We start from the raw sequence: 22,203 nt of genomic DNA, 5'->3' as shown, positions 1-22,203 counted from the left end.
CGCCACCGTCACCGGGACAGAGCGTCCCGGTGACGGACACGCCCTTGATACGCGTGGACAAGTGGCTCTGGCACGCGCGGTTCTTCAAGTCGCGCGGGCTGTCGGCCAAGGCCGTCTCTGATGGCGGGATCCGCGTCGATGGCGTGCGGATCTCCAAACCCTCCCGGAGTGTCGGCCCCGGCAACACCCTCACCTTCGTGACCGGCAACCGCGTGCGGGTCGTGCGCATCGTGGATGTCGGCACCCGGCGCGGCCCCGCCCCGGAAGCACAGGCGCTCTACGAGGATCTGTCCCCGCCGCCCGAGCCGCGCGATGACGGGGCGCCGGTTCGTACGGGCCCCCGGCCGACCAAGAAGGATCGCCGCCGGATGGACGCGACACGCAGCGGCGCGCTTGATCCTTTCGCCGGAAGCGAATAGGTCGCCGAACGTTCCGCATCGTCCGAGGGCCAGCGAATGACCTACGTCGTCACTGAAAACTGCATCGCCTGCAAGTACACCGACTGCGTCGAGGTGTGCCCCGTGGATTGCTTCTACGAGGGGGAGAACATGCTGGTGATCCACCCCGACGAGTGCATCGATTGCGGCGTCTGCGAGCCCGAATGCCCGGCCGACGCGATCCGGCCGGACACGGAGCCGGACATGGACAAGTGGGTGGAGTTCAACCGCAAGTACTCCGAAGCCTGGCCCGTGATCGTCACGAAGAAGGACCCGCTCGAGGGCGCCGAGGAGATGGACGGCAAGGACGGCAAGATGGAGCTTTTTGCCGAGGGCGCCGGCGAGGGCGGCTGAGTCCGACTATTCACCGAGAATTAAGCGTCTTTCCGCAGGGCGACGGGGCGCTTGCGGCTGCCGGTCCTTCAAATGAAGCCCGTTTCGTGCTATATGATCGCTTCAATGCCTTCGGAACGGGCGATTCTGCGCGTTTGCCTCCTTCCCGGGCCATGACATCACCGGCAGTGCCGCGCTCGTGAAGCTCACGCTCCACGGACGGGGCATTTTGGCCTCTGCGGGCACGCTTACGAGGAAATACCATGAGCAAGAGCAAGAAGATCGAGTTTCGCCCCAACGACTACGTCGTGTACCCGGCGCATGGCGTTGGACAGATCGTCTCGATCGAGAAGCAGGAGGTCGCGGGGATCTCGCTCGAGCTCTTCGTCATCTCCTTCGAGAAGGACAAGATGACCCTCCGCGTTCCGACCAACAAGGCGACGGAAGCGGGCCTGCGCTCCCTCTCGAACCCCGAGACGGTCGACAAGGCGATGACGACCCTGAAGGGCAAGGCCAAGGTCAAGAAGGCCATGTGGTCCCGTCGCGCGCAGGAATACGAGCAGAAAATCAACTCGGGCGATCTGATCGCCATCGCCGAGGTGGTCCGCGACCTGCATCGGGCCGACGATCAGCGCGAGCAATCCTACTCCGAGCGCCAGCTCTACGAGGCCGCGCTCGAACGTCTGACCCGCGAAATCGCCGCGGTCTCCGGCAAGGGTGAGGACGATGCGCAGCGCCAGGTGGATGACGTTCTCGTCAACCGCGTCGCCGCCGCCTGAACCAGCTTCGGCACGATGAAGAAGGCCCGCCCCGGAGATCCGCGGCGGGCCTTTTTCATTGGCAGCGGCGGTGCCTTCGGGTTCAGTCCCCCTGCCCCGGCGCCTCACCCCGCCGCAGCACCTCGTTGTAGCGCCGCACGCGGGGCAGCAGCAGATACGGCACGAGCCAGTCCGACCGCCCGAGCCACCGGGCATCGTAGCGGATGCGCCCGTCCGTGCGGCCCTTCATGGAGTTGCCGTAGAGGATGTGGTGCTCTCCCGACGTGAAGGGGACGGAGGTGTCGATGAGGTCCACGCCGGCCCGCCGATTGATCCGCTCCGCCTCCGCCTCGATCCCGAGAACAAGATCGTCGTAGAGGATCTGCATCCAGTCCGTGCCGTCCACCATCCCGCGTGTGCGGCTGACGGCGGCCGTCTCCCGCCGGTGCCATTCGCGCATCAGGGTCAGGCCACCCTTGCGCTTGCCCGCGCGGTTCGGCCGATCCATCCACCGGCATGTCCATGACCGCACATCTTTCGACACGTGGAGCACCAGCGTCCGCCGGCGGTCCACATGCTCGATCAGGTGATTGGCGTCCTTGGAGCTGTCGACCATGATCCGTCCGGGAAAGAGCTCGGCGAAGGTGTCGTGCAGCACGTCGTTCGCCGGGCCCCGGGACCGGCCTTCCGGCAGGCGCGGGATCAGGACGCCCCAGAACGGACAGTCCAGCGCCGAGGCGCCGCAGGAACAGGTCTGGGCGGTCACCTCCGCCCGTGGCCGCTGCCAGACGCATTTCCACTCACCGAGACTGACGGAATGACCGCCCGTGCCGACAAGAAAGTCGAGCAGCGTCGAGCCCGAATGGCCAAGGCTGGAGACGAAGACGGAATCGTATCGGGACGTCATCCGTCTTTTGTCGCAGCTAAGGCGCTCTAACGGAAGGTCTTCCGGCCCTAGTCCGTCACCTCGGTCGCCACGACGTACTCGGTCAGCTCTTCCTCCACGAGCACGTAGATCTCGTCCGGTGGCGTGGCGAGGCTGTGTTTCATCAGGCGCAGGTCGATGCCCATCTCCCCGAGATAATCCATCACCTCCGCCTGCCCCGACTGGATGTCCTTCACCGCGAGAAAGGCCGGCAGAAGGGTGTTCTCCCCGTAGTAGTGCTGGTGCACTCCCACAGCGCCCTCCCGGCTGACGAAGCGCTCCGGCCCGCCCATCAGCATGTAGGGACAGGCGGACATGCAGACGGCGTTCGTCTCGATCCGCGTGTCGATCTCGTCCTGCCGCAGGCGCCGGCCGATCGTGAGGGCGTCCGACACGGAACCGCCGGGGGAGAGAAGCGCGACCTCGAGAAGGGGCTCGGAGCGGGCGCCGAGCCAGTCCGTGAAGCGATCCGCGTCGCCGGGTCGGATCGTTCCCGAGATCCGGGCGGTGTTCGCGCCGGTTTCCTCGAAGAAGAGGCTCGATGGCATGTCCATCCCGTCCGGCAGGTCGACGCCGGGGGGCGACGGCAAGCGGTCCGGATCGAAGCGGCGGCGCTGGTCGCCGGGGCGGATCGGCTGATCGAGCCGGGGCGCGGTCGTCCCCGGCCAGCCAAGCTGCGGAAGCGCTCCGGAGAAGTCCTGCACCAGAAGGACAAGGGCGATGCCGATCTGCAGACCGAAGATGGCGCGGATCGCTGAGGCCGTGTTCATGGCCGGATCAGCCCGCCGGTCGCGGACCGGAGCCGACGGCCTTCGGCCCCTCGGACACGCGGTCCGGTCGTGGCGGCCCCTCGTACTCTTCCGGGACCGGACCCGACGGCCGGCTTGCCTCCTCCACGTCCCTGATCGCGAGAATCGCGGCGCGCATCTCGGCAAGCGTCAGCGAGTCCTCGATCCGCGTGCCCTCCCGCCCGGAGCGGATCGCCGACTGCACGACCATGAGGATGAAGACGAGCACGGCCGGCAAGAGGTCGATCGCGATGGCGCCGGCCCAGGAGGGGGCGAAGTTCGACGCGTACCGGATCACCGCGTCCGCCGTGCTGATCGGCGTATACCCGACCTCGGCCGGGGCCGGCATCTCGATGACCTGCTGCGCCGCGGCCTCCAGCGTCTGGGCACGCTGACCGAGGACTTCCAGGACGGAGGTGATCGTCGCCTGCTGGCCCTGACGGATCGCATCGCTGGAACCATCGAGTTCCGGCAGGACGACGGACGCGCGAAGGTCCTGCGCCGCGCGCTGCACGAGCGGCGCGACGGAGAGCTGGCGAAGCTGCGTGATGATCCCGGCCAGGCGGACGGCCTCTTCGGAGAAGGTCACGGAGCGATCCTCGACCGACCCTTGCGCCACCGTCAGGGCCCGCATCCGCGACAGGATGGCGTTGCCCTCTGCGAAGGCCCGATCCACCAGCGGATCCTGCGCCGCGATCTGCGTCTCGAGGGTCTCCAGTTCCTGCGACTTCTGCCGCAGCACGCGGAAGACGGCGCCGCGACCCGCGATGCCGGACAGATCCCCCGTCGCCTCCTGCTCCCCCAGATCCACGAAGGACTGGCGGACGCGGGACACGTCGAGCTCGAGCCCCTGTGCGCTCACGGCGACCTGGTGTGCCCGCTCGAGGCTGGTCTGATACTCCTGCACGGTATTGGCGAGATGCTGTTCCACCGCCGCCGCTCCGGCGAGCGCAGCCGCGTTCAGCCAGGAGGACATCGCGACAATGGCGAGCGAGCCGAGCGCCATCGACGCCATGAGCCCGATGCGCGCGCCCGCGGTCTTCACCGCCGGCAGAAGGCGCATCAGGTAGGACCAGAAGACGAAGATCCCGACCGAGACGGCGATGGAGTAGGATATCGCCGCGAAGAAGGTGAAGGCGCCCGAATCGTCGAGAAGGGACGACACGCCGAGATAGGTGTAGATGCCAGACGCGCAGGCGAGGACGCCGAGCGCGGTCGGGGTGAACGTGTCGAGTATGCCGATATGGCCCTCGAGTTCCTTCGCGTGCCGCAGACCGCGCGCTTCGGCGCGCCCCATCCTTCGCTCGTCTGCATCCATTCGTGACGTCCCCCGCTTCCCCTTGCAGCCGTCACTCTACCTCGCGATGTGCCTCGATCGAAATGACTAATCGGTGGGACGGCGCGCCGTGCGGGGAGACCTGGCGTCCGCTCAACCCGGCGGCCAGGCAATATCGGCCCAGATCGGCAGGTGATCGGAAGCGCGGCCGAACTCCGGGCCCTTGGCGACGCCGCCGCGGATCATGTGCAGGCCCTTGAGAACGAAGCGGTCGAGCGGTGCCCAGGGATAGGTCGTGTGAAACGAATTTCCGACCTCGCGGACGTCGAATTTCGAGACCCGGAACGGCGCGAATCCGGCGGTGCGGCTGAACTCGTTGAAATCCCCCATGATCGCGACGGGCCGCGGCTCGAGGGCGGAGAGCCGTTTCACGATCTCGACCTGCTGGCTGAGCCGCGTGCGGCGGACCAGCGAGAAATGGGTGCCGACGAGGCGGAAGGGCACCTCCCGCACGGACAACTCGGCGAGAATGCCACCCCGGCCGATCCCCATCAGGTCGAACGGCGCCACCGATGCGACCTCGACACGCTCGCGGACCAGCATGGCATTGCCGTGATGACCGAGGGACGTGCCCTTCCCCGCCGGCAGCGGCTCCATCCCGGCCAGCTCGCGGATCGCATGGGGCGGGATCGCGGAGTGGCGCGGACCGAGACGCCAGTCCGCTTCCTGCAAGGTCACGACGTCCGCGCCGAGACGGGCGATCCCGCGGGCGACGCGCTCGGGATCCCGGCGCCAGTCGAGACCGAAGCACTTGCGCACGTTCCAGCTCGCCAGTCTCAGCTTGCCCGGGAGAGGCGGGGGAAGGCTCACGCGCAAGGCCCCCCCGTGCAACGGCATGCCTGAAATCGTCTGCGGATACCTTGTGCTCCACGATCGCTCGTCGCAGCGTCCCGCGCATGAAATTTCATCATCAGCCCCTCCTCGTCTGGGCCATCTGGCTCGTGCTGACCGCAGCGGCAGCGCAGGCGGCGTGGCATGGCCACTGGTCGATTCTCTTTCTCGCCGTGTCGTCCTTCATGCTGACCCTGGCGCCGTCGCTGTTCGTGTCGCGGTTCGACATCGTGCTTCCGGCGAAGTTCCTCTCCGGGGTCTGCCTGTTCGTGTTCGCCACACTATTCCTCGGCGAGGCCTTCGACTTCTACGAGAGATTCTGGTGGTGGGACATGATCTTGCACGGCGCGTCGGCAGTCGGGTTCGGGATCGTGGGATTTGTGTTCCTGTTCTTCCTCTTCGAGGGCGACCGCTATGCCGCACCGGCCGGGCCGCTGGCGATGCTGTCCTTCTGCTTCGCGGTCTCCATCGGGGCGGTCTGGGAGATCTTCGAATTCGTCATGGACCAGACCTTCGGCATGAACATGCAGAAATCCGGGCTCGTCGACACGATGTGGGATCTGATCGTGGATTGCCTCGGGGCGGGCATCGCGGCGCTTGCCGGGTATCTCTACCTCAAACGGAGGGAGGGCGGCTTCGTCTCGGATCTCATCGAGGAGTTCATCGACGCGAACAGGCGCAGGTTCTCTCTCCGCCGCGGGCGCCAGCGGCTGAAGCCGGGCACGCGGGGAGAAGAAAAGTGGCGGGGACCGCCGCATCCGTAGGGGCAACCAATTCCCGAGGACCTGTATATACAGGTGGGCGCCAGGTAACCGGACCACGGCCCGATCAGAGCCAGCTCCCTCGGAATTGCTTAAGGCCACCGGAATTTGACCCCATGAACGAGAAGGGCAGATCCGCCAAGCCGCGAGATAAGGCGCAAGGGCCACGGCGACAAGGGGTCGGACCGATTTCCGTGACTGGGACCGCGTGCTCTCGCCATCACGCTCCGGCGAGGCCGGCTTGCGCGGACGTTCCCCTTGTGTTCATCCTCTGGCCATGTCGTTCGACCCTGCGCCAGACACCTCCCGCGTCCAATCTCTGATGCCCGGCCAGCTTATCGCCCGAGGCATATGCCGGATGATGGCACATGCGGGGTTCGTGACCGTGGAGGAGCTGATCCCGACCCCCGGCCTCAGGGTCGACGTGATGGCGATGGGACCGAAGGGAGAGATCTGGATCTTCGAATGCAAGTCGAGCCGGGCGGATTACATGTCCGACCGCAAGTGGCAGGGCTACCTCGAGTGGTGCGACCGTTTCTTCTGGGCGGTGGACGAGTCCTTCCCGTCCGACCTCCTTCCCGAAGGCACCGGGCTCGCGATCGCGGATGCCTATGACGGCGAGATCCTGCGCATGGGGCCGGAGACCAGGCTTGCCGGGGCGAGACGCAAGGTTATGTGCCAGAAATTCGCGCGGCACGCCGCACGCCGCCTTCAACTTATGCGCGATCCGAGCTTCACGATTTCTACCTGATCATCTATGCTTGGTGCGGCCCCACCTTGCTGGAGACCATCGTGGACCTCGAGATCGTCATCGTGTCCGGCCGTCGGCCGGCCCTTCTGGAACGGACGCTCGCCTCCTTCGATGCGAGGCTCTTCCGGCATTTCGACATAAGCCGCGTTTCGGCCAACCTCGACGCGTTCGGCGGTGACGAGGCCGATCACGCGGCGTGCCGAAAGATCCTGACATCCGCCTTCCCTGATATCGTTCTGCATGAACCGCAGACGCCCGGATTCTGCGCCGCCGTCCAGCGCCTGTGGGCCGGGACGACGGGATCCGCTGTTTTCCATCTGGAGGATGACTGGCTGCTCGACGAGGACGTGAGGCCCGCGGATATCGCCGGTCTCGGGCGCGGGAATGTCGCGGCCATGCTTCTTCTGTCGGAACATATCGACTGGACAGGCCCCTCGCATGACCTCGTCTCGCGCAAGGTGCGCACCCGCCTGTTCGGCCTGCCGATCCGGACCGAAACGCGACCCATCTTCGGAACGAGCCCCGGTTTCTTCACCGGCGCGTTCGTACGCGAGGTCGCAGCGCGGATGAATACGGGACTGGATCCGGAGAAGCAGATGCGGGGCCGGAAGAAGAACCCTGCGCTGAGCGAATTCGTGAAGCCCCTGCGCTGTCAGGTCCTGCCCGGCCGGGACGACCGGCCCATCATCCGCGACATCGGACGACAATGGCGGGACGAACGGCAACTGGAGAAGATCGTCCATCCGGACGGGCGGACCGAATGGCGCAAGAGGCAGGCGGCCTGACGGCGCTTCAGCGCTTTTTCTTGCCGCCGGGCTTGCCGCCGCCCGCCTTCGCCCGCGCAGCCTCGGCCGCGGCGCGGATCTCCTCGGCGATCTCCACCGCCTCGTCCGGCTCGAAGTCGAGCGGGATCTCGATGCCGCCTTCGGCCTCGACGAAGATCCGCACCATCCCCGACGTGGTCGGGCCGATCTGCAGGTTCGCAGTAATGTCGATTTCGCTGTCGATACTCATGGCGTCCCTTCGGATGCTGCCTGACCGCCCCTACTGGACGGTGGATGAAAGGGGATATACCCTCGTGGCGCGGTGTGGCAAGCGGCGGGAAATCGTCCCGGCGCCCCTTGCGCGGACCGCTCGCGGGCGCTAAACGCTCGGCCCGTGCCGCCTTAGCTCAGTAGGTTAGAGCGCTTGATTGTGGATCAAGAGGTCGCCCGTTCGAACCGGGCAGGCGGTACCACTTTTCCCCCCTGATTCAGGTTTCTCCCGGTGCCGGCGCGTATCCTGTCGCCCGTTAACCTCACGACCGCGTTGGGCCCTCCGGAAAACCTTGAATACGCGGGACTTCCTCCCGATATTGCATACGAAGCCCGCCCGCGCGCGGGACCTGTTTTCGACTGGAGGTATGGATGGCACAATTTGACACGATCCGAACGGGGACCGCTGGCGTCCGCACCGCTCAGATCGACGCGGGCCTCAAGGCCCACATGAACAAGGTCTACGGCACCATGTCCGTGGGCATGCTGATCACCGCGCTCGCGGCGTGGGCGATTTCCGGCCTCGCGACGAGCGATGCGCCGACCGCGTACCAGATCAGCGCGAACACCTACCTGACGGACTTCGGCTACGCGATCTATGCGTCGCCCCTGAAGTGGCTCATCATGTTCGCGCCGCTGATCTTCGTTTTCGGCTTCTCCGCCGGGATCAACCGCATGTCCGCCGCCACCGCGCAACTCGTGTTCTACGCGTTCGCAGCCGTCATGGGCCTGTCGCTGTCCTCCATCTTCCTGGTCTTCACCAGCTACTCCATCGCGCAGGTCTTCCTGATCACCGCGATCGCCTTCGCCGGTCTGTCCCTCTGGGGCTACACGACGAAGAAGGACATCTCCGGCTGGGGATCGTTCCTGATCATGGGCGTGATCGGCTTGGTCGTGGCGTCGATCGTCAACATCTTCCTCGCCTCCCCGGCGGTGATGTTCGCGATCTCCGCCCTCGGTGTGCTGATCTTCGCCGGCCTGACCGCCTATGACACCCAGAAGATCAAGACCGAGTACCTGGCCCACGCCCAGCACGGCGATTCGGAGTGGCTCGGCAAGGCCGCCATCATGGGCGCGCTGAGCCTCTACCTCGACTTCATCAACATGTTCATGTTCCTGCTCCAGCTCTTCGGCAATCGCGAATAAGCTGCAAAGGCTCCGAACCGGACGAAAGGGCCCGCCACCAGGCGGGCCCTTTTTTTCGTCTGGAGGATCGGATCGGGACATGGCGGTCGGATGATCGGGCGGCGGACGCTAAGTGCAGACCCGCCGGTGCGGCCGGGGCGCCGGCCCGCCGCCGGAGGCCTCGCTGCCCTAGTCCTCGCCCTCCTTGTCGAAGAGCCCGGTCAGGGCGCGACCGACCAGGTTGGCCGTCGTCGGCTTGCGCAGGCGCTGAAAGGGAAGCGGGCGGCAGACCTCCATCGCCGCAACGCCGACGCGGGCCGTCAGGGCGCCGTTCACGACCCCTTCCCCGAAGCGGCGGGAGAGGCGTGACAGGAGCCCGCCGCCCGCCACGGTGTGGATCAGATCATCGCCAACGGCGACGGCGCCCGTTGCGACGAGGTGGGTCAGCACGGAGCGGGTGAGCCGCCATGTGCCGAGCGTTCCGGACCGCCCGCCATAGATCTCGGCGATGCGCCGGATCATGCGAAGGTTCGACGTGAGCGCCGTGAAGACGTCCGCCAGAGCCAGCGGCACCACCGCCGTGACCGCCGCGACCTGCCGCGCCGCAGCCTCGATCTCCGCCCGCGCGGCGAGGTCGAGCTGTCCCATCAGTTCCGCTTCCGCGAGGCCGAGGAGGGCATCCGCGTCGAAGAGGTCGCCCTTGCGCTCCGCCAGTCTCGCACGGCCCCATTCGAGGTCATTCCGGCTGGCATAGAGCTTCTCGAGCGACGCCACGCTCTTGCGCGCGAGGGAGAGATCGGCGCCGGCGAGGGCCGCTTCGGCATCCCGGTGTATGTGGTCGAGCCGCCCGAGGCGCCAGAAGCTGGCAGCCTCCTTGATCGCCATCGCGATGAGCGCGAGCAGCACGGCGGCGACGAGGCCGGCCGCGATGATCCCGAGGACCGGGCTTGCCTGCAGAAGGGACGTCACGAAGGACCACGCCGCGATCGAGGCCGCGAAGCCGATGAGGGATACGAGCGCGCCCCAGAAGAGCTTCGCGGCTCCCGACGACCGCCGCGCACCGAGGGCCGCGAGCGTCTTCATCGCCTGCCCGCGCGGGGCTTCGGAGCGGGGCGCGTCGGGCACAGGCGGCGCCTCCGCCGGGCTCATTCCGGGGCCACCCCGCGTTTCGGCGTCGATCTCGATCATTATAGGGCGGCGGCCGGGACGTGCTGTCTCGTCACTCATCTGAGGCGGTCTCCGATCAGGAAATCGGCGGCCTGGTCCAGCCGGATGTGCGGCGGCCCCTCCCCCGGCTTGAGGACGACCGGCGCGGGAGCGAAGCGCATCAGCCCGTAATCGCCGTCGAGCCAGGCGCCTCCTCCGGCACGCGCGGGCTTGAGGATGCGGGCGGGGTCCTCTGGCAGCTCTCCGGGCCAGAGCATGACCTCCTTGCCGGTGTCGAGGAGCCGTCCGCGCACCATGCCGAGCTGCTCGCCGTCATGCTCCCGCATCTCTTCCACCGTCGCCCGCAGGGACGCGATCGCGAGCGCGCGGGTCTTCGCGCCGGCGAAATCCGCCTGGTCCTTCGCCCCGCGCAGGAGCGCCGCCATGATCGCGGTCATCCGCGCGTGCTGCGTATGGTGCAGATGATCCGCCTTGGTCGCGGCGAAGAGGAGCCGGTCCACCCGGCGCGCCCCGATGAGGGACGTCAGCCAGCTGCGTTTGCCATGCCGGAAGGCGCCGAGGATGCGCTCCATGGTCTCGCCGAGATCGGCGACGGCGTGCGGGCCCGCATGGATCGCCCCCAGAAGGTCCACGAGGACGACCTGCCGGTCCATCCGGGAGAAGTGATCGCGGAAGAAGGGGCGGACGACCTGTCCCTTGTAGGCATCGAAGCGGCGCTCCATTTCCCGCCCGAGGGAGCCGCGCGGGAAGCGGCCCTCCCCCGGCGGGACGGGCGCGAAGGTCAGCGCCGGAGAGCCCTCGAGATCGCCGGGCATCAGGAAACGTCCAGGGGAGCAATCGGCGTAGCCCGCCTTTCGCGCGGCCGCGAGATAGGCGGTGTAGGCGCGGGCGAGCCCCTGCGCCGCGGTTTCCGTGAACTCGGCGGTGGGATCGAGGCCCGCCAGCGCCTCGCGGTAGGGCGCGGCCTCGGGGCGGCCCTCGGCGGCCTCGATCATGCCGCAGGACCACCCAGCGAAATCCTGCTCCATCAGCGCCAGATCGAGGAGCCATTCGCCCGGATAGTCGACGATATCGAGATGTACCGTCCGGAGCCCGGACACCGATCCGAGCATCCCCTGGGGCTGCACCTTGAGTGACAGGCGCAGCTCGGAAATCGCGCGGGTGCTGTCCGGCCAGTGCGGCGCGGGGCCGGTCATGTCGCTCAGGTGCTCCTCGAACGCGAAGCGGGGGATGGTGTCGTCCGGCTGCGGCTGGAGCCAGGCGGCCCTGATCGCGCCGTTCGCCGTGCCGGAGAGGCCGGGCATCCGCGCGCGGTCCATCAGATTGGCCACGAGGGACGTGATGAAGACCGTCTTGCCAGCGCGCGCGAGGCCCGTGACGCCAAGCCGGATGGTGGGCTCGAACAGCCCTGTCACGCGGTCGTTCGCGCCCTCGACGCCGCGCAGTATTCCGTCGGCGATTCGCCCGATGACCACTCTGTCCGTCCCCTCGATCTGGCTCCGCGTCAATGTAGGGCGATGGAGGGGGCTCCGAAAGGCCGGCCGCGGGATGGACTGACGCGCATTCCGGCGCTAAGGCCCCGCAATGCCCCGATTTGCCCTCCGCATCGAGTATGACGGCGGCCCGTTCTCGGGTTGGCAGCGTCAGTCGCACGCCCCTTCGGTGCAGGGCGCGGTAGAGGCCGCGATCGCACGGCTGGAAGTCGCCCCCGTCACCATCGCCGCGGCGGGGCGCACGGATGCCGGCGTCCACGCGACGGGACAAATCGCCCATGCGGACCTGGCGAAGGATTGGGATCCGTTCCGCCTGATGGGCGCGCTCAATCACCACCTGAAGCCCCACCCCGTGGCCGTCACGGCCTGCGCCGAGGTGTCCGAAGAGTGGCACGCGCGCTTCTCGGCGACGGAGCGGCGCTATCTCTTCCGGATGCTGAACCGCCGCGCGCCGGCGGCGCTGGAGGCAGGCAAGGTCTGGCTGGTCCCTCAGCCGATGGACGTCGATGCCATGCAGGACGGCGCCCGCCACCTTCTCGGGCGGCACGACTTCACGACCTTCCGGGCCTCCGAATGCCAGGCGGACAGTCCGGTGCGCACGCTGGACGAGCTGCGGATCGAACGGGCCGGATCCGGGGAAGCGCCGGAAATCCACTTTCACGTCCGCGCCCGATCGTTCCTCCATTCGCAGGTCCGCAGCTTTGTCGGAACGCTCGAACGGGTCGGCGCCGGCGCGTGGCCGCCGGGGCGGGTCGGCGAGGTGCTGGCGGCGCGGGACCGGGCCCGATGCGGCCCGGTCTGCCCGCCTCACGGGCTCTACCTCGCCGGGGTCTCCTACCCGGAAGACCCGTTCGGCTGAGGCCGCTCAGACGGACATCGTGGCCTTCACCGCGTCCTTCCATTGACGGTACCGCTCGTCGCGATCCCCCTCGCTCATCTTCGGCTCGAAGCGCGTCTCGAGCTTCCAGCTCTTCGTGAAGCCGTCGAAGGAGGGATAGAGGCCCGCTTGCGACCCCGCGACCCAGGCCGCGCCGAGAGCCGTCGTCTCCAGCACCTCGGGCCGGTCCACGGAGGCGCCGATGATGTCGGACAGGAACTGCATCGCCCAGTCGGACGCGGACATGCCGCCGTCGACGCGCAGCGTGTCCCCCGCCTGCTCCTCGCCGCCATGGTCGGCCGTTATGTCCGCCGTCATCGCCTCGAGAAGATCGCGCGTCTGGAACCCGACGCTCTCGAGCGCCGCCTTGGCGAACTCCTCCGGCCCGGAATTGCGCGTCAGCCCGAAGACCGCGCCGCGGCACTCGGCATCCCAGTAGGGCGCGCCGAGACCGGTGAAGGCGGGGACGAGGATCAGGTTCTGCCCCGGGTCCGCCTTCTCCGCCATGGGCTGGCTCTCGGAGGATGAGGAAATGATCTTCAGCCCGTCCCGCAGCCACTGGACGACCGCACCGGCGATGAAGATGGAGCCTTCAAGAGCGAAGGTGGGCTTGCCGTCGAACTGGTAGGCGACGGTGGTCAGGAGCCGGTTCTGGGACTGCACCGGCTTGTCGCCGGTGTTCAGAAGCGCAAAGCACCCGGTGCCGTAGGTCGATTTCAGCATGCCGGGCTCGAAGCACGCCTGCCCGAGCGTCGCCGCCTGCTGATCGCCGGCGACGCCCAGGATCGGGATCTCGCCTCCGAACAGCTCTTCGGAGGTCACGCCGAACTCACCGCCCGTATCCAGCACCTTCGGGAGCATCTTCAGCGGGATGTCGAAGATATCCGAGATGGTCTCGGACCAGCGGCGCTTGTGAATGTCGTAGAGCAGCGTCCGGCTGGCATTGGTGGCGTCCGTGACGTGGGACTTGCCGCCCGTCAGATGCCAGATCAGGAAGCTGTCCACCGTGCCGAAGAGGAGCCTGCCCTCGGCCGCCCTCTCGCGCGCGCCGTCCACCTCGTCGAGGATGAACTTGAGCTTGGTCGCGCTGAAATACGGGTCGAGCAGGAGGCCGGTGCGCTTGGTGAACATCTCCTCCCGCCCCTCCTCACGGAGTTGGCGGCAGAAATCGGCGGTGCGGCGGTCCTGCCAGACGATGGCGGGATGGATCGCCTTGCCCGTCTCGGTGTCCCAGACGACGGTGGTCTCGCGCTGGTTGGTGATGCCGATGGCGGCGACGTCCCCGGCGCGGATCCCTGCCTTCTCCAGAACGGTGCGGCACGTCCGCAGCGTCGTGTCCCACAGATCGCCCGCATCGTGCTCCACCCAGCCGGAGGCGGGATAGTGCTGCGCGAACTCCTCCTGAGCGGAATGGGCCATGTGCATGTCCCGGTCGAACAGGATTGCGCGGGTGGACGTCGTGCCCTGATCGATGGCCAGAATGTAGCTCATGCCCCCTCCCTTCGGGTCTTGTGAGAATGTATTGGGCGGGGGGCGGTCCCCGCCATCGTCACTCGGCCGCCTCGAGGCGATCCGCGTTGTCCACCATGAAGGCGTCCAGCCGTCCGGCCTCCTCCTGCGACAGGCGCAGACCGAGCTTGCCGCGGCGCCAGAGGACGTCATCGGCCGAGCGGGCGAACTCGTACTTCATCAGCCAGCGCACCTCCGTCTCGGTCAGCGTGTGCCCGAAATCCTGACCGAGATCGCCGACCTCTGAAGCCTCTCCGAGGATCTTCCAAGCATCCATGCCGTAGGCGCGGACGAGGCGCTTGGCCCAGCGCTCATCGAGGAAGTCGTACCGGGCGACGAGGTCCGCGATCAGCTTGTCCACACCGTTCACCGGGAAGTCACCGCCCGGCAGCGGCACGCCCGCGGTCCATGGCGCGCCCATGTCACGAACTTCGCCGAGGCGCTCGAGCGCGGATTCGGCGAGCCGGCGATAGGTCGTGATCTTGCCGCCGAAGATGTTGATGTAGGGCGCGCCGCTCTCGGAATGCAGCTTGATGACATAGTCCCGCGTCGCCGCCGTCGCGCTCTTCGCGCCGTCGTCGTAGAGAGGCCGCACGCCGGAATAGGTCCAGACGATATCTTCCTGCCGCACCGGCTCCCGGAAGTACTGCGACACGAACGCGAGAAGATAGTCGCGCTCCTCGTCCGATATCTCGGGCTTCTGGTCGGGATCCTCGTGCACCGCATCGGTGGTGCCGATGAGCGTGAAGTCTTCCTCGTAGGGAATGGCGAAGATGATCCGCCCGTCCGTGCCCTGGAAGAAGTAGCACTTGTCATGCTCGAAGAGCTTGCGGGTGACGATGTGGCTGCCTTTCACGAGCCTGACGCCCTCGCGGGTATTGTCGTGAATGCGCTGGTTGATCACCTGCTCCACCCAGGGCCCGCCGGCATTGACCAGCGCGCGGGCGCGAAAGGTCTGCTTGCCCTCCGGGCCTTCCGTCGTGATCTCCCAGACGCCGTCGCCCCGCTGCGCCTCGATGACCTTGGTGCGCGTCATGATCTTGGCGCCGCGCTCTGCCGCATCGCGGGCGTTGAGGGCCACGAGCCGCGAATCCTGCACCCAGCAGTCGGAATACTCGTAGGCCTTGTCGAACCGCTCCTTGAGCGGCAGGCCGGCGATATCGTTCTTGAGATTGACGGTGGAGGTGCCCGGCAGGATCTTCCGGCCGCCGAGGTTGTCGTACATCGCAAGGCCCATGCGGATCAGCCAGGACGGTCGGCGCCCCTTCATCCACGGCATGACGACCCCCATGAGCTTCGAGGTCGGCGTGTCGCTCTCGAACCGCATGTCCGCGGTATAGGGCAGCACGAATCGCAGCGGCCAGGAGATGTGCGGCATGGCGCGCAGCAGCGTCTCCCGCTCGATCAGCGCTTCCCGGACGAGGCGGAACTCGAAATACTCGAGGTAGCGCAGCCCGCCGTGGAAGAGCTTCGTGGAGGCGCTGGACGTCGCCGAGGCGAGGTCGTTCATCTCGGCGAGGCGAACGGTCAGCCCGCGCCCGGCCGCGTCGCGGGCGATTCCGCATCCGTTGATCCCTCCGCCGATGACGAAAAGATCGGAGATGTCGGTACTGTCCATGTCGGGTCTCCCTCCCGTTTGCGTGCGATCCCTGACGGGGCCGGGTGCACAGAGGCTAAATCAGTGAAGGGCAGGGTCAAACCCCTTAAGGACGATGGTTCAGGCCCCGGCCCGCCCGGCACCGCGCCGGACGCCGAGCATGATGGGCTCCTCGACCCCGGGCCCGCCCGGCTCTCCCGACAGCACGCTGACATCACCGGTCGTCTCCAGAACCACCGCGCGCACCTGCCCCAGCGAAACGATCCCGGCTTCGCGGAGCTTCGCCATCAGGTCTGTCCGGGTGAGGCGGGCGGCCTTGAGGTTCGCCTCGAATATCTCGCCATTCTCCATCAGGAGAAGTGGCGAGTTGTCGAAGACCCGCTGGGTGTCCGGCGCATGGCGGCGGAAGGTCGCGATCACGCGCTGCACGAAGAAGACCGAGGCGATGCCGATCAGGGCGGTGACGAGGCTGGAGCGGGTGTCCACGATCGTCGTCGCCAAAAGCGAGCCCGTCGCGACGGTCAGCGCGAAGTCGAAGCTCGACATCTTGGAGAAGGACCGGAGCCCGTTCATCCTGACAATGAGGATCAGGACCGGCACGGCGACAAGCGCACGCAGGAAGGGCTCGATATAGGTCATGACGGGCGAACGGGCCCGAGTGGCCATTCGTTCCGCGCGAATGGAAACTCAGCGGTCGCCGCGTTCGGAGATTCCGAGCAGGTTGCCGAGGCCGCGCCAGACCTCGCGGGCGCCGCCATCCCAATCTGCCCGGCGGGACTTGAAGAGCGTCGCCTGGCTGCGGTGCATCACACCGTCCGACAGGATGCGCAGGTGGTTCGCCCGCAATGTCTCCCCGGTGGAGGTAATGTCCGCGATCGCCTCCGCCGTGCCGTTCCGCACGGTGCCCTCGGTCGCGCCCTGGCTGTCCACCAGCCGGTAATCGGCCACGCCCGTCTCGCGCAGGAACTCCCGGACCAGCCGGTGATACTTCGTCGCGATCCGCAGGCGGAAACCGTGCTTGGCGCGGAACGCGGCGGCGGCGGCATCGAGATCGTCGAGCGTGTCCACATCCGCCCAGAAGGCCGGCACGGCGAGAACCAGATCGGCGTGGCCGAAGCCCATCCGGGTCAGTTCCTGAACCGAATCCTGCCAGGAGGCGAGGCGCTCGCGCACCATGTCCGAGCCGGTGACGCCGAGATGAATGCGTCCCGCCTCGAGCTCCCGCGGGATCTCGCCGGCAGAGAGCAGCACCAGTTCCACGCCGTCGGCCCCCTCGACGCGGCCCGCGTACTCGCGCTCATTCTCCGTGCGGCGGATGTCGAGCCCGCGCGCTCCGAACCAGTCGAAGGTCTTCTCCATGAGCCGCCCCTTGGACGGCACGCCGAGCTTGAGCGTCATGGTGCACCTTCCGTGAGCGCAAGGGCGAGGCCGGGCCGGATCACCCCGCCCACGGCCTCGATCGAGCGCCCCCCGCCGAGCCGCGAGCAAAGCGCATCGTAGCGCCCACCGGTGGCGACGGGAGGCAGGTCCGGGCGGCCGGGGGCATAAAAGCCGAAGACGAAGCCGTCGTAATACTCCATCGAGGTGCGGCCGTAGCTGCCCTCGAATTCGATGGCGGAGAGATCGACGCCGCGCTTCGCCAGGGCGTCCAGCCGATCGGCGAGCCGCGCCGCCGCCGGCTCCATGGCAGGCATGTCCACCGCGATATCCTCGAGCCGGGCAAGGGCGTTCTCGGGGTCCGCGCGCACCGCCAGGAGATCGTCGATCACCTCGACCTCCGCCGCGGACAGCCGGTCTTCAGCGGCATCCTCGGCCAGCGCCCCAATGCGCGCGACGACCTCCGAGGCGGACCTCAGGCCGATCTCCGGCCCGGCCTTCGCGACCAGCTCCTCGGCGCTCTTCCGTCCCAGCCCGTCCAGAAGAGCCTTGCGCGCCGGCGGCACCGTCGAGCGTCCGGCATACCGGTCGAGCAGTGCCTTGAAGCGGCGCGGGCGCCAGAGATGCCGCATCAGCGCGGCCCGTCGCCGGGGAGAGGCGCCAAGCCCCTCGACCGCCGCCGTCAGAAGGCCGATATCGCCCATGGCGGCCCTGAGGCCGAGCGGCGCCAGCAATTCCGAGAAGAGCGCGAAGACCTCCGCGTCCGCCGCCGCCGGATCCGCGCGGGAAAAGAACTCGAGCCCCACCTGCATCGTTTCCGCCGCACGCCCGGCGCTCGCGACCTCCTGACGCCGGAAGACCTCGCCCGCGTAGCAGTAGCGCGCCGGCTCCGCGCCTTCGCGCATGTGCGCCTCGACCACGGGGACGGTGAAGTCCGGCCGGAGCATCATCTCGCCCTGAAGGGGATCGTCCGTAGTGAAAGCGCGGGCGCGGATATCCTCGCCATAAAGATCGAGGAGCGTGCCCGCCGGCTGCAGGATCTCCGCCTCGACCGGGACCGCCCCCGTGTTTTCGAATGCCGCCAGAAGCCGCGCGGCCTCGGCCCGGATCGCCGCCTTGTCAGGCATCGTGGGCCGCCAGCATCCGGCCGAGTTCGGCCACAAGATCGGCGCGGGGCACCTCGCGCTGGGCTGGCTGCCCCTTCCATTCCTCGAGCGTCGCACTCGCCGCGATCTTCGCGCCGAGCTTCAGGTCCTTGAGCTGAACGACGCCGCGCCCGGCCTCCTCCTCGCCCTCGATCACGGCGACCGGGGAGCCGCGCTTGTCCGCGTATTTGAGCTGATTGCCGAAGTTCTTCGGATTGCCGAGGTAGACCTCCGCCCGGATCCCGGCGGCGCGGAGCTCGGACGCCATCGCCTGGTAGGCGGGCAGCCGGTCCCGGTCCATCACGGTGACGACGACGGGACCGTCCGCCTCGCCCTTCGTCTTGCCGGTGGCATGGAGGGCGGCGAGGAGCCGGTCGACGCCGATGGAGATGCCGGTCGCGGGGACGGCCTGCCCGGTGAAGCGCTTCACCAGGTCGTCGTAGCGCCCGCCGCCGGCGACGGAGCCGAACTGGCGCGGCTTGCCATCCTCGCCCGTGATCTCGAAGGTCAGCTCCGCCTCGAAGACGGGGCCGGTGTAATAGCCGAGGCCGCGAACGACGGAAGGGTCGATGGTTGCGCGGTCCGGGCCGAAGCCCTGCGCTGCCAGAAGCTCGGCGATGTGCTCCAGCTCATCGACGCCGGCCCGCCCCTCAGCGCTTTCGCCGACGAGATCCCGGAGCCGCGCCAGCACGGCGGCGGGGGCGCGCCCGGCATCGCTTCGGTCCAGCCCCGCCTCGACGAAGCCCATCACCACGGCGGCCTGCTCATCGGTCAGCCCGGCCCCCTTGGTGAAGTCGCCGCTCTCGTCCTTGCGGCCCCCGCCGAGAAGGAGGCGGACGCCCTCCGGTCCCAGCCGGTCGAGCTTGTCGATGGCGCGCAGGACGATGCCCCGCTCCCGCCCGAATGCCTCGGGGTCGGCCGGATCGAGGATGCCGGCGACCTCCATCACACCATTCAGGACCTTGCGGTTGTTGATCCGGACGGCGTAGTCCCCCCGCTCGATCCCGGCCGCTTCCAGCGCCTCGCAGAGCATTCCGCAGATCTCCGCGTCGGCGGCGACGGAGGGCGCGCCCACCGTGTCCGCATCGCATTGGTAGAACTGGCGGAACCGCCCCGGCCCGGGCTTTTCGTTGCGCCACACCGGCCCCATCGCGTAGCGGCGGTAGGGCGAGGGCAGATCGTTGCGGTACTGAGCGGCGACCCGGGCCAAGGGCGCGGTCAGGTCGTAGCGCAGCGCCAGCCAGTCGCTGTTCTCCTCCCATGCGAAGACGCCTTCGTTCGGGCGATCCACGTCGGGCAGGAACTTGCCAAGCGCCTCGACCGTCTCCACCGCGCTCGTCTCCAGCGGGTCGAAGCCGTAAAGACGGTAAACCTCGGCGATCCTGCCGAGCATTTCGGTCCGCTCGGTGACCTCCGCGCCCATGTAATCGCGGAAGCCGCGCGGGGTCACGGCCTTGGGCCGAGGGGCCTTCTTGGTCTTTGCCATGTCGCGTCTCGTCCCCGCCTTGCCCTGCATCGCAGTCGCGCCCGCATCTAGCCGAAGGCCGGTGCGCTCGCAACCGCGGCCGCTGGCCGCTGGCGGTGCTGCCGCACCGATGGACGCGGGCGCGGATGCCGGCGTCCCGCAATCCCCTTCCCCCTCCGCCGACAAGCGGGTACCAGAATCCCCATGAACGAGACCCGCATCGAAGAAGAACTGGCGCATCTGCGGCGCGTGACGGACGATCTGTCCGAGGTCGTCGCACGTCAGGAGACGCAGATTTCGCGGCTGGAGGCACGGGTGGCCTATCTCACCCGGCGCGCGGCGGATGACGAGGCCGCCCAGTCTGGCGGCGCCGTCTTCACCGACGAAACCCCGCCGCATTACTGATGGCGGAGCCGCTCCTTCTCGTGGTCATGGGGGTCAGCGCCTCCGGCAAGTCCACCCTCGCACGCCGGCTCGCGGAGCGCCTCGGCCTGCCGTTCATCGAAGGCGATACCTGTCATCCGCCCGAGAACATCGCATGGATGGAAGCGGGCCATCCGCTCGACGACGAGATGCGCAAGCCGTTTCTCAAGGCCGTGGGCGAAGCCCTGCGGACCGGGCGGAAGGACGGCACGGGAGCCTGTGTCGCCGCGTCGGTCCTCAAGCACGCCTACCGGGACCAGGTGCGGCAGGCCGCCGGCTCCCACGTCACCTTCGTTCACCTCGCGCCGGACGCAGACACGTTGCGGGAGCGGATCAGCGGCCGGACCGGGCATTTCATGCCGCCCTCGCTTCTGGACAGCCAGCTTGCGACGCTCGAGCCGCTTGAGCCGGACGAGGACGGCCTGACCCTCTCGGATCTGGCTCCCGCGGAGGCTCATGTCGAGACGACGCTGGACTGGCTTCGCCGCTCAGGGGCCCAGATCCCGCATCGCTGAGCGAAGACGCGCCTGCGCCTTGCGGTCCGCCTCCATGCGCCCGGCGCGTTCGGCGCGCGGCGTGATCGGAGTGCCGGCGGGCATGCCCATGGAGGCGGCCGCCGCACCTGGGCCGGGATACATCCCCGCGGCCGAGGCTCCGAGCATGGCGGTTCCGAGCAGGACCGCATCGGCAGCGCCGGAGGGCCGGACCTCGCGCCCCGTCGCGTCGGCGTAGAGTTGCATCAGAAGCGGGCTTCGCCGCACGCCGCCGGCGGCATGAAGCACCCGCACGGGCTCCCCCGCGGCGTCCATCTCGCCGAGGACATCCCCCATGCCGAGCGCGAGCGCTGTCGCGGCGCGCCAGTAGATCCGGGCGGCATCGTCCGCACCGCGCCCGAGGCCGAGACCGATGATCCCCGCCCGCCTCTCGGACCCGGGACGGGGCATCCGCCGCCCGCGACCGCCTGTCAGGACATGGATGTCGGACGCAAGGTCCGGCCCTTCGGCGATCAGGAGCGTCTCGATCCGGGCAAGCGTGGCCTCGTGGGCGGCGATGTCGGCAGCGCCCGGCCCGAAGGTTTCAAGCACCCAGTCGAGAAGGGCGCCGGCCGCGCTTTGCCCGCCCTCGATGGACCACAGGCCGGGCAGCACCGCTCCCTCCACCGGACCCCATAGCCCGGCGCTGTCCGGCCGCTCGGCGCTCACGCTCATGACACAGGCGGAGGTGCCGGCGATCAGCGCCGCATGACCGCCGCGGCCGCCATCCGGGGCACGGCCCAAGAGGCCGAGCGCGCCGGCATAGGCGTCCACCATCCCGACCGCGACCGGGCAGCCGATCGGCAGGCCGAGCTCCGTCGCCGCAAGCGCGGTCAGCGTTCCGGCCCGCGTTCCCGGCGGCGCGACGTGATGCGGAAGGCCGGCGGCCTCGCCAAGGTCCTCGAGCCCTATCCGGGCGAAGAGCGCCTCCGGCCAGCCGCCATCGCCCGGGCAGTATCCCCATTTCGCCGACGCCGCGCAGAGGGAGCGGATCTCGGACCCCGTCGCGCGCCATGTGAGGAAATCGACGAGGTCCCGCGCCGAGCCCAGCCTGTCCCAGAGAAGCGGGCGGTGGCGCTTGAGCCAGAGGAGCTTCGGCAACTGCATCTCGGGATGCATGGAGCCGCCGGCGAAGGCGAGGGCTGGATCGCCGGTTGCCGCGATCTCCTCGGCCTCCGCCGTGCCGCGGTGATCCATCCAGGCGATGGTGTCCGCACCGTTCGCGCCGATCTCCAGGGGGGCGCCACCCTTCTGGCGCAGGACCAGGGAGCAGGTCGCGTCGAAGGCGAGCCCGGCGACGGGACGGGTCTCCCCGCCGGCGCGGGCGTCGGCAAGGGCGCCACTCACCGCTGCGGCGACGGCGCGCCAGACCCCCTCCGAGGACATCTCCACGATCCCGCCGAGCGTGCCGGACATCTCGAACGGCGCGACGTGGCGGACGATCATGTACCCCGAGCGATCGAACAGACCCGCCCGGGCGCTCGCGGTTCCGACATCCACCGCGCAGATCAGAGACTCCATGCCTGTTCCTCGAGCGA

At 68.3% G+C, this 22,203-nt stretch carries 23 protein-coding genes, 1 tRNA gene, 1 other RNA gene and 1 pseudogene; 11 read left to right on the top strand and 15 right to left on the bottom strand.

Annotated elements, in window-relative coordinates; genetic code table 11:
- Nucleotides 1-29 precede the first annotated feature (29 nt).
- The 3 genes from RM543_RS04380 (at nt 30) to RM543_RS04370 (ending at nt 1,549) form a co-directional block, all read left to right on the top strand.
- Nucleotides 30-419, top strand: a complete 390-nt coding sequence (locus tag RM543_RS04380; RefSeq protein ID WP_311689664.1) for an RNA-binding S4 domain-containing protein — start codon at nt 30-32, stop codon at nt 417-419.
- 36 nt (nt 420-455) lie between these two features.
- Nucleotides 456-791: a ferredoxin FdxA gene (gene fdxA / locus RM543_RS04375; protein ID WP_116085674.1), complete on the top strand. Its 336-nt coding sequence runs from the start codon at nt 456-458 to the stop codon at nt 789-791.
- A gap of 242 nt (nt 792-1,033) precedes the next feature.
- Nucleotides 1,034-1,549, top strand: coding sequence for a CarD family transcriptional regulator (locus RM543_RS04370; protein ID WP_311689663.1), 516 nt, complete (start codon nt 1,034-1,036; stop codon nt 1,547-1,549).
- Between the two features lie 82 nt (nt 1,550-1,631).
- Here RM543_RS04370 and RM543_RS04365 read toward each other — a convergent pair whose 3' ends face one another.
- From RM543_RS04365 to RM543_RS04350, 4 genes are all read right to left on the bottom strand, one after another.
- Nucleotides 1,632-2,435 (bottom strand): hypothetical protein, encoded by an 804-nt coding sequence (locus tag RM543_RS04365; RefSeq protein ID WP_311689662.1) that lies wholly within the window; start codon nt 2,433-2,435, stop codon nt 1,632-1,634.
- A 47-nt stretch (nt 2,436-2,482) separates the two neighbouring features.
- Nucleotides 2,483-3,223, bottom strand: coding sequence for a COG3904 family protein (locus RM543_RS04360; RefSeq protein WP_311689661.1), 741 nt, complete (start codon nt 3,221-3,223; stop codon nt 2,483-2,485).
- 7 nt (nt 3,224-3,230) lie between these two features.
- Nucleotides 3,231-4,559: a hypothetical protein gene (locus tag RM543_RS04355; RefSeq protein ID WP_311689660.1), complete on the bottom strand. Its 1,329-nt coding sequence runs from the start codon at nt 4,557-4,559 to the stop codon at nt 3,231-3,233.
- A 111-nt stretch (nt 4,560-4,670) separates the two neighbouring features.
- A complete protein-coding gene (locus RM543_RS04350) occupies nt 4,671-5,387 on the bottom strand; it encodes an endonuclease/exonuclease/phosphatase family protein (protein ID WP_311689659.1) in 717 nt (238 codons plus the stop codon).
- A gap of 86 nt (nt 5,388-5,473) precedes the next feature.
- Here RM543_RS04350 and RM543_RS19035 point away from each other — a divergent pair.
- A pseudogene (locus RM543_RS19035) lies at nt 5,474-5,971 on the top strand (DUF2238 domain-containing protein); the annotation flags it as partial.
- A gap of 179 nt (nt 5,972-6,150) precedes the next feature.
- Here RM543_RS19035 and ssrS read toward each other — a convergent pair.
- Nucleotides 6,151-6,308: non-coding RNA, 6S RNA (gene ssrS / locus RM543_RS18925), on the bottom strand.
- A 138-nt stretch (nt 6,309-6,446) separates the two neighbouring features.
- On the opposite strand from ssrS, the gene RM543_RS04340 reads away from it, so the two are divergent.
- Nucleotides 6,447-6,920, top strand: coding sequence for an MmcB family DNA repair protein (locus RM543_RS04340; protein ID WP_311689657.1), 474 nt, complete (start codon nt 6,447-6,449; stop codon nt 6,918-6,920).
- 26 nt (nt 6,921-6,946) lie between these two features.
- The gene (locus RM543_RS04335) at nt 6,947-7,705 is read left to right on the top strand and encodes a glycosyltransferase family 2 protein (RefSeq protein WP_311689656.1); all 759 of its coding nucleotides are present in this window, start codon (nt 6,947-6,949) and stop codon (nt 7,703-7,705) included.
- Between the two features lie 7 nt (nt 7,706-7,712).
- Here the strand turns inward: RM543_RS04335 and RM543_RS04330 are convergent, their stop codons facing one another.
- A complete protein-coding gene (locus RM543_RS04330; RefSeq protein WP_311689655.1) occupies nt 7,713-7,934 on the bottom strand; it encodes a DUF6324 family protein in 222 nt (73 codons plus the stop codon).
- A gap of 146 nt (nt 7,935-8,080) precedes the next feature.
- Here RM543_RS04330 and RM543_RS04325 point away from each other — a divergent pair.
- Nucleotides 8,081-8,157, top strand: a tRNA-His gene (locus RM543_RS04325).
- 169 nt (nt 8,158-8,326) lie between these two features.
- Nucleotides 8,327-9,100 (top strand): Bax inhibitor-1/YccA family protein, encoded by a 774-nt coding sequence (locus RM543_RS04320; RefSeq protein WP_311689654.1) that lies wholly within the window; start codon nt 8,327-8,329, stop codon nt 9,098-9,100.
- Nucleotides 9,101-9,268: 168 nt separating this feature from the next.
- Here the strand turns inward: RM543_RS04320 and RM543_RS04315 are convergent, their stop codons facing one another.
- Nucleotides 9,269-10,306, bottom strand: a complete 1,038-nt coding sequence (locus RM543_RS04315; RefSeq protein ID WP_311689653.1) for a YcjF family protein — start codon at nt 10,304-10,306, stop codon at nt 9,269-9,271.
- Nucleotides 10,303-11,721: a YcjX family GTP-binding protein gene (locus RM543_RS04310; RefSeq protein ID WP_311689652.1), complete on the bottom strand. Its 1,419-nt coding sequence runs from the start codon at nt 11,719-11,721 to the stop codon at nt 10,303-10,305. The genes RM543_RS04315 and RM543_RS04310 overlap by 4 nt, the downstream gene beginning before the upstream one ends.
- A gap of 109 nt (nt 11,722-11,830) precedes the next feature.
- Here RM543_RS04310 and truA point away from each other — a divergent pair, with 109 nt between their 5' ends.
- Nucleotides 11,831-12,598 carry a tRNA pseudouridine(38-40) synthase TruA gene (gene truA / locus RM543_RS04305; protein ID WP_311689651.1) on the top strand — a complete coding sequence of 256 codons (768 nt, stop codon included), beginning with the start codon at nt 11,831-11,833 and terminating at the stop codon, nt 12,596-12,598.
- Nucleotides 12,599-12,604: 6 nt separating this feature from the next.
- On the opposite strand, the gene glpK is transcribed toward truA, so the two are convergent.
- From glpK to hisS, 6 genes are all read right to left on the bottom strand, one after another.
- Nucleotides 12,605-14,107, bottom strand: a complete 1,503-nt coding sequence (gene glpK / locus RM543_RS04300) for a glycerol kinase GlpK (RefSeq protein WP_311689650.1) — start codon at nt 14,105-14,107, stop codon at nt 12,605-12,607.
- A 58-nt stretch (nt 14,108-14,165) separates the two neighbouring features.
- Complete coding sequence (glpD, locus tag RM543_RS04295) at nt 14,166-15,743, bottom strand: glycerol-3-phosphate dehydrogenase (protein WP_311689649.1); 1,578 nt, start codon at nt 15,741-15,743, stop codon at nt 14,166-14,168.
- Between the two features lie 99 nt (nt 15,744-15,842).
- The gene (locus tag RM543_RS04290; protein ID WP_311689648.1) at nt 15,843-16,361 is read right to left on the bottom strand and encodes a DUF421 domain-containing protein; all 519 of its coding nucleotides are present in this window, start codon (nt 16,359-16,361) and stop codon (nt 15,843-15,845) included.
- 48 nt (nt 16,362-16,409) lie between these two features.
- The gene (gene hisG, locus RM543_RS04285) at nt 16,410-17,120 is read right to left on the bottom strand and encodes an ATP phosphoribosyltransferase (RefSeq protein ID WP_311689647.1); all 711 of its coding nucleotides are present in this window, start codon (nt 17,118-17,120) and stop codon (nt 16,410-16,412) included.
- Entirely contained in the window at nt 17,117-18,226 is a 1,110-nt protein-coding gene (locus RM543_RS04280) for an ATP phosphoribosyltransferase regulatory subunit (protein ID WP_311689646.1), read from the bottom strand. The genes hisG and RM543_RS04280 overlap by 4 nt, the downstream gene beginning before the upstream one ends.
- Entirely contained in the window at nt 18,219-19,730 is a 1,512-nt protein-coding gene (gene hisS / locus RM543_RS04275; RefSeq protein WP_311689645.1) for a histidine--tRNA ligase, read from the bottom strand. Before hisS ends, RM543_RS04280 begins: the two co-directional genes overlap by 8 nt.
- 183 nt (nt 19,731-19,913) lie before the next feature.
- Between hisS and RM543_RS04270 the strand changes: the two genes are divergently transcribed.
- Together RM543_RS04270 and RM543_RS04265 are read left to right on the top strand one after the other, a co-directional pair.
- Entirely contained in the window at nt 19,914-20,114 is a 201-nt protein-coding gene (locus tag RM543_RS04270) for a SlyX family protein (protein ID WP_311689644.1), read from the top strand.
- Nucleotides 20,114-20,647 (top strand): gluconokinase, encoded by a 534-nt coding sequence (locus RM543_RS04265; RefSeq protein ID WP_311689643.1) that lies wholly within the window; start codon nt 20,114-20,116, stop codon nt 20,645-20,647. The genes RM543_RS04270 and RM543_RS04265 overlap by 1 nt, the downstream gene beginning before the upstream one ends.
- On the opposite strand, the gene RM543_RS04260 is transcribed toward RM543_RS04265, so the two are convergent.
- Nucleotides 20,621-22,186 carry an FGGY-family carbohydrate kinase gene (locus tag RM543_RS04260; RefSeq protein WP_311689642.1) on the bottom strand — a complete coding sequence of 522 codons (1,566 nt, stop codon included), beginning with the start codon at nt 22,184-22,186 and terminating at the stop codon, nt 20,621-20,623. The genes RM543_RS04265 and RM543_RS04260 overlap by 27 nt on opposite strands.
- Nucleotides 22,187-22,203: the final 17 nt, after the last annotated feature.

Origin of the sequence: Tropicimonas omnivorans (genome assembly GCF_031846565.1) — a bacterium.
GTDB lineage: Bacteria > Pseudomonadota > Alphaproteobacteria > Rhodobacterales > Rhodobacteraceae > Tropicimonas_B > Tropicimonas_B omnivorans.
Note: the sequence above shows the minus strand (reverse complement) of the source record. Positions and strands in the feature narration are given on the sequence as shown.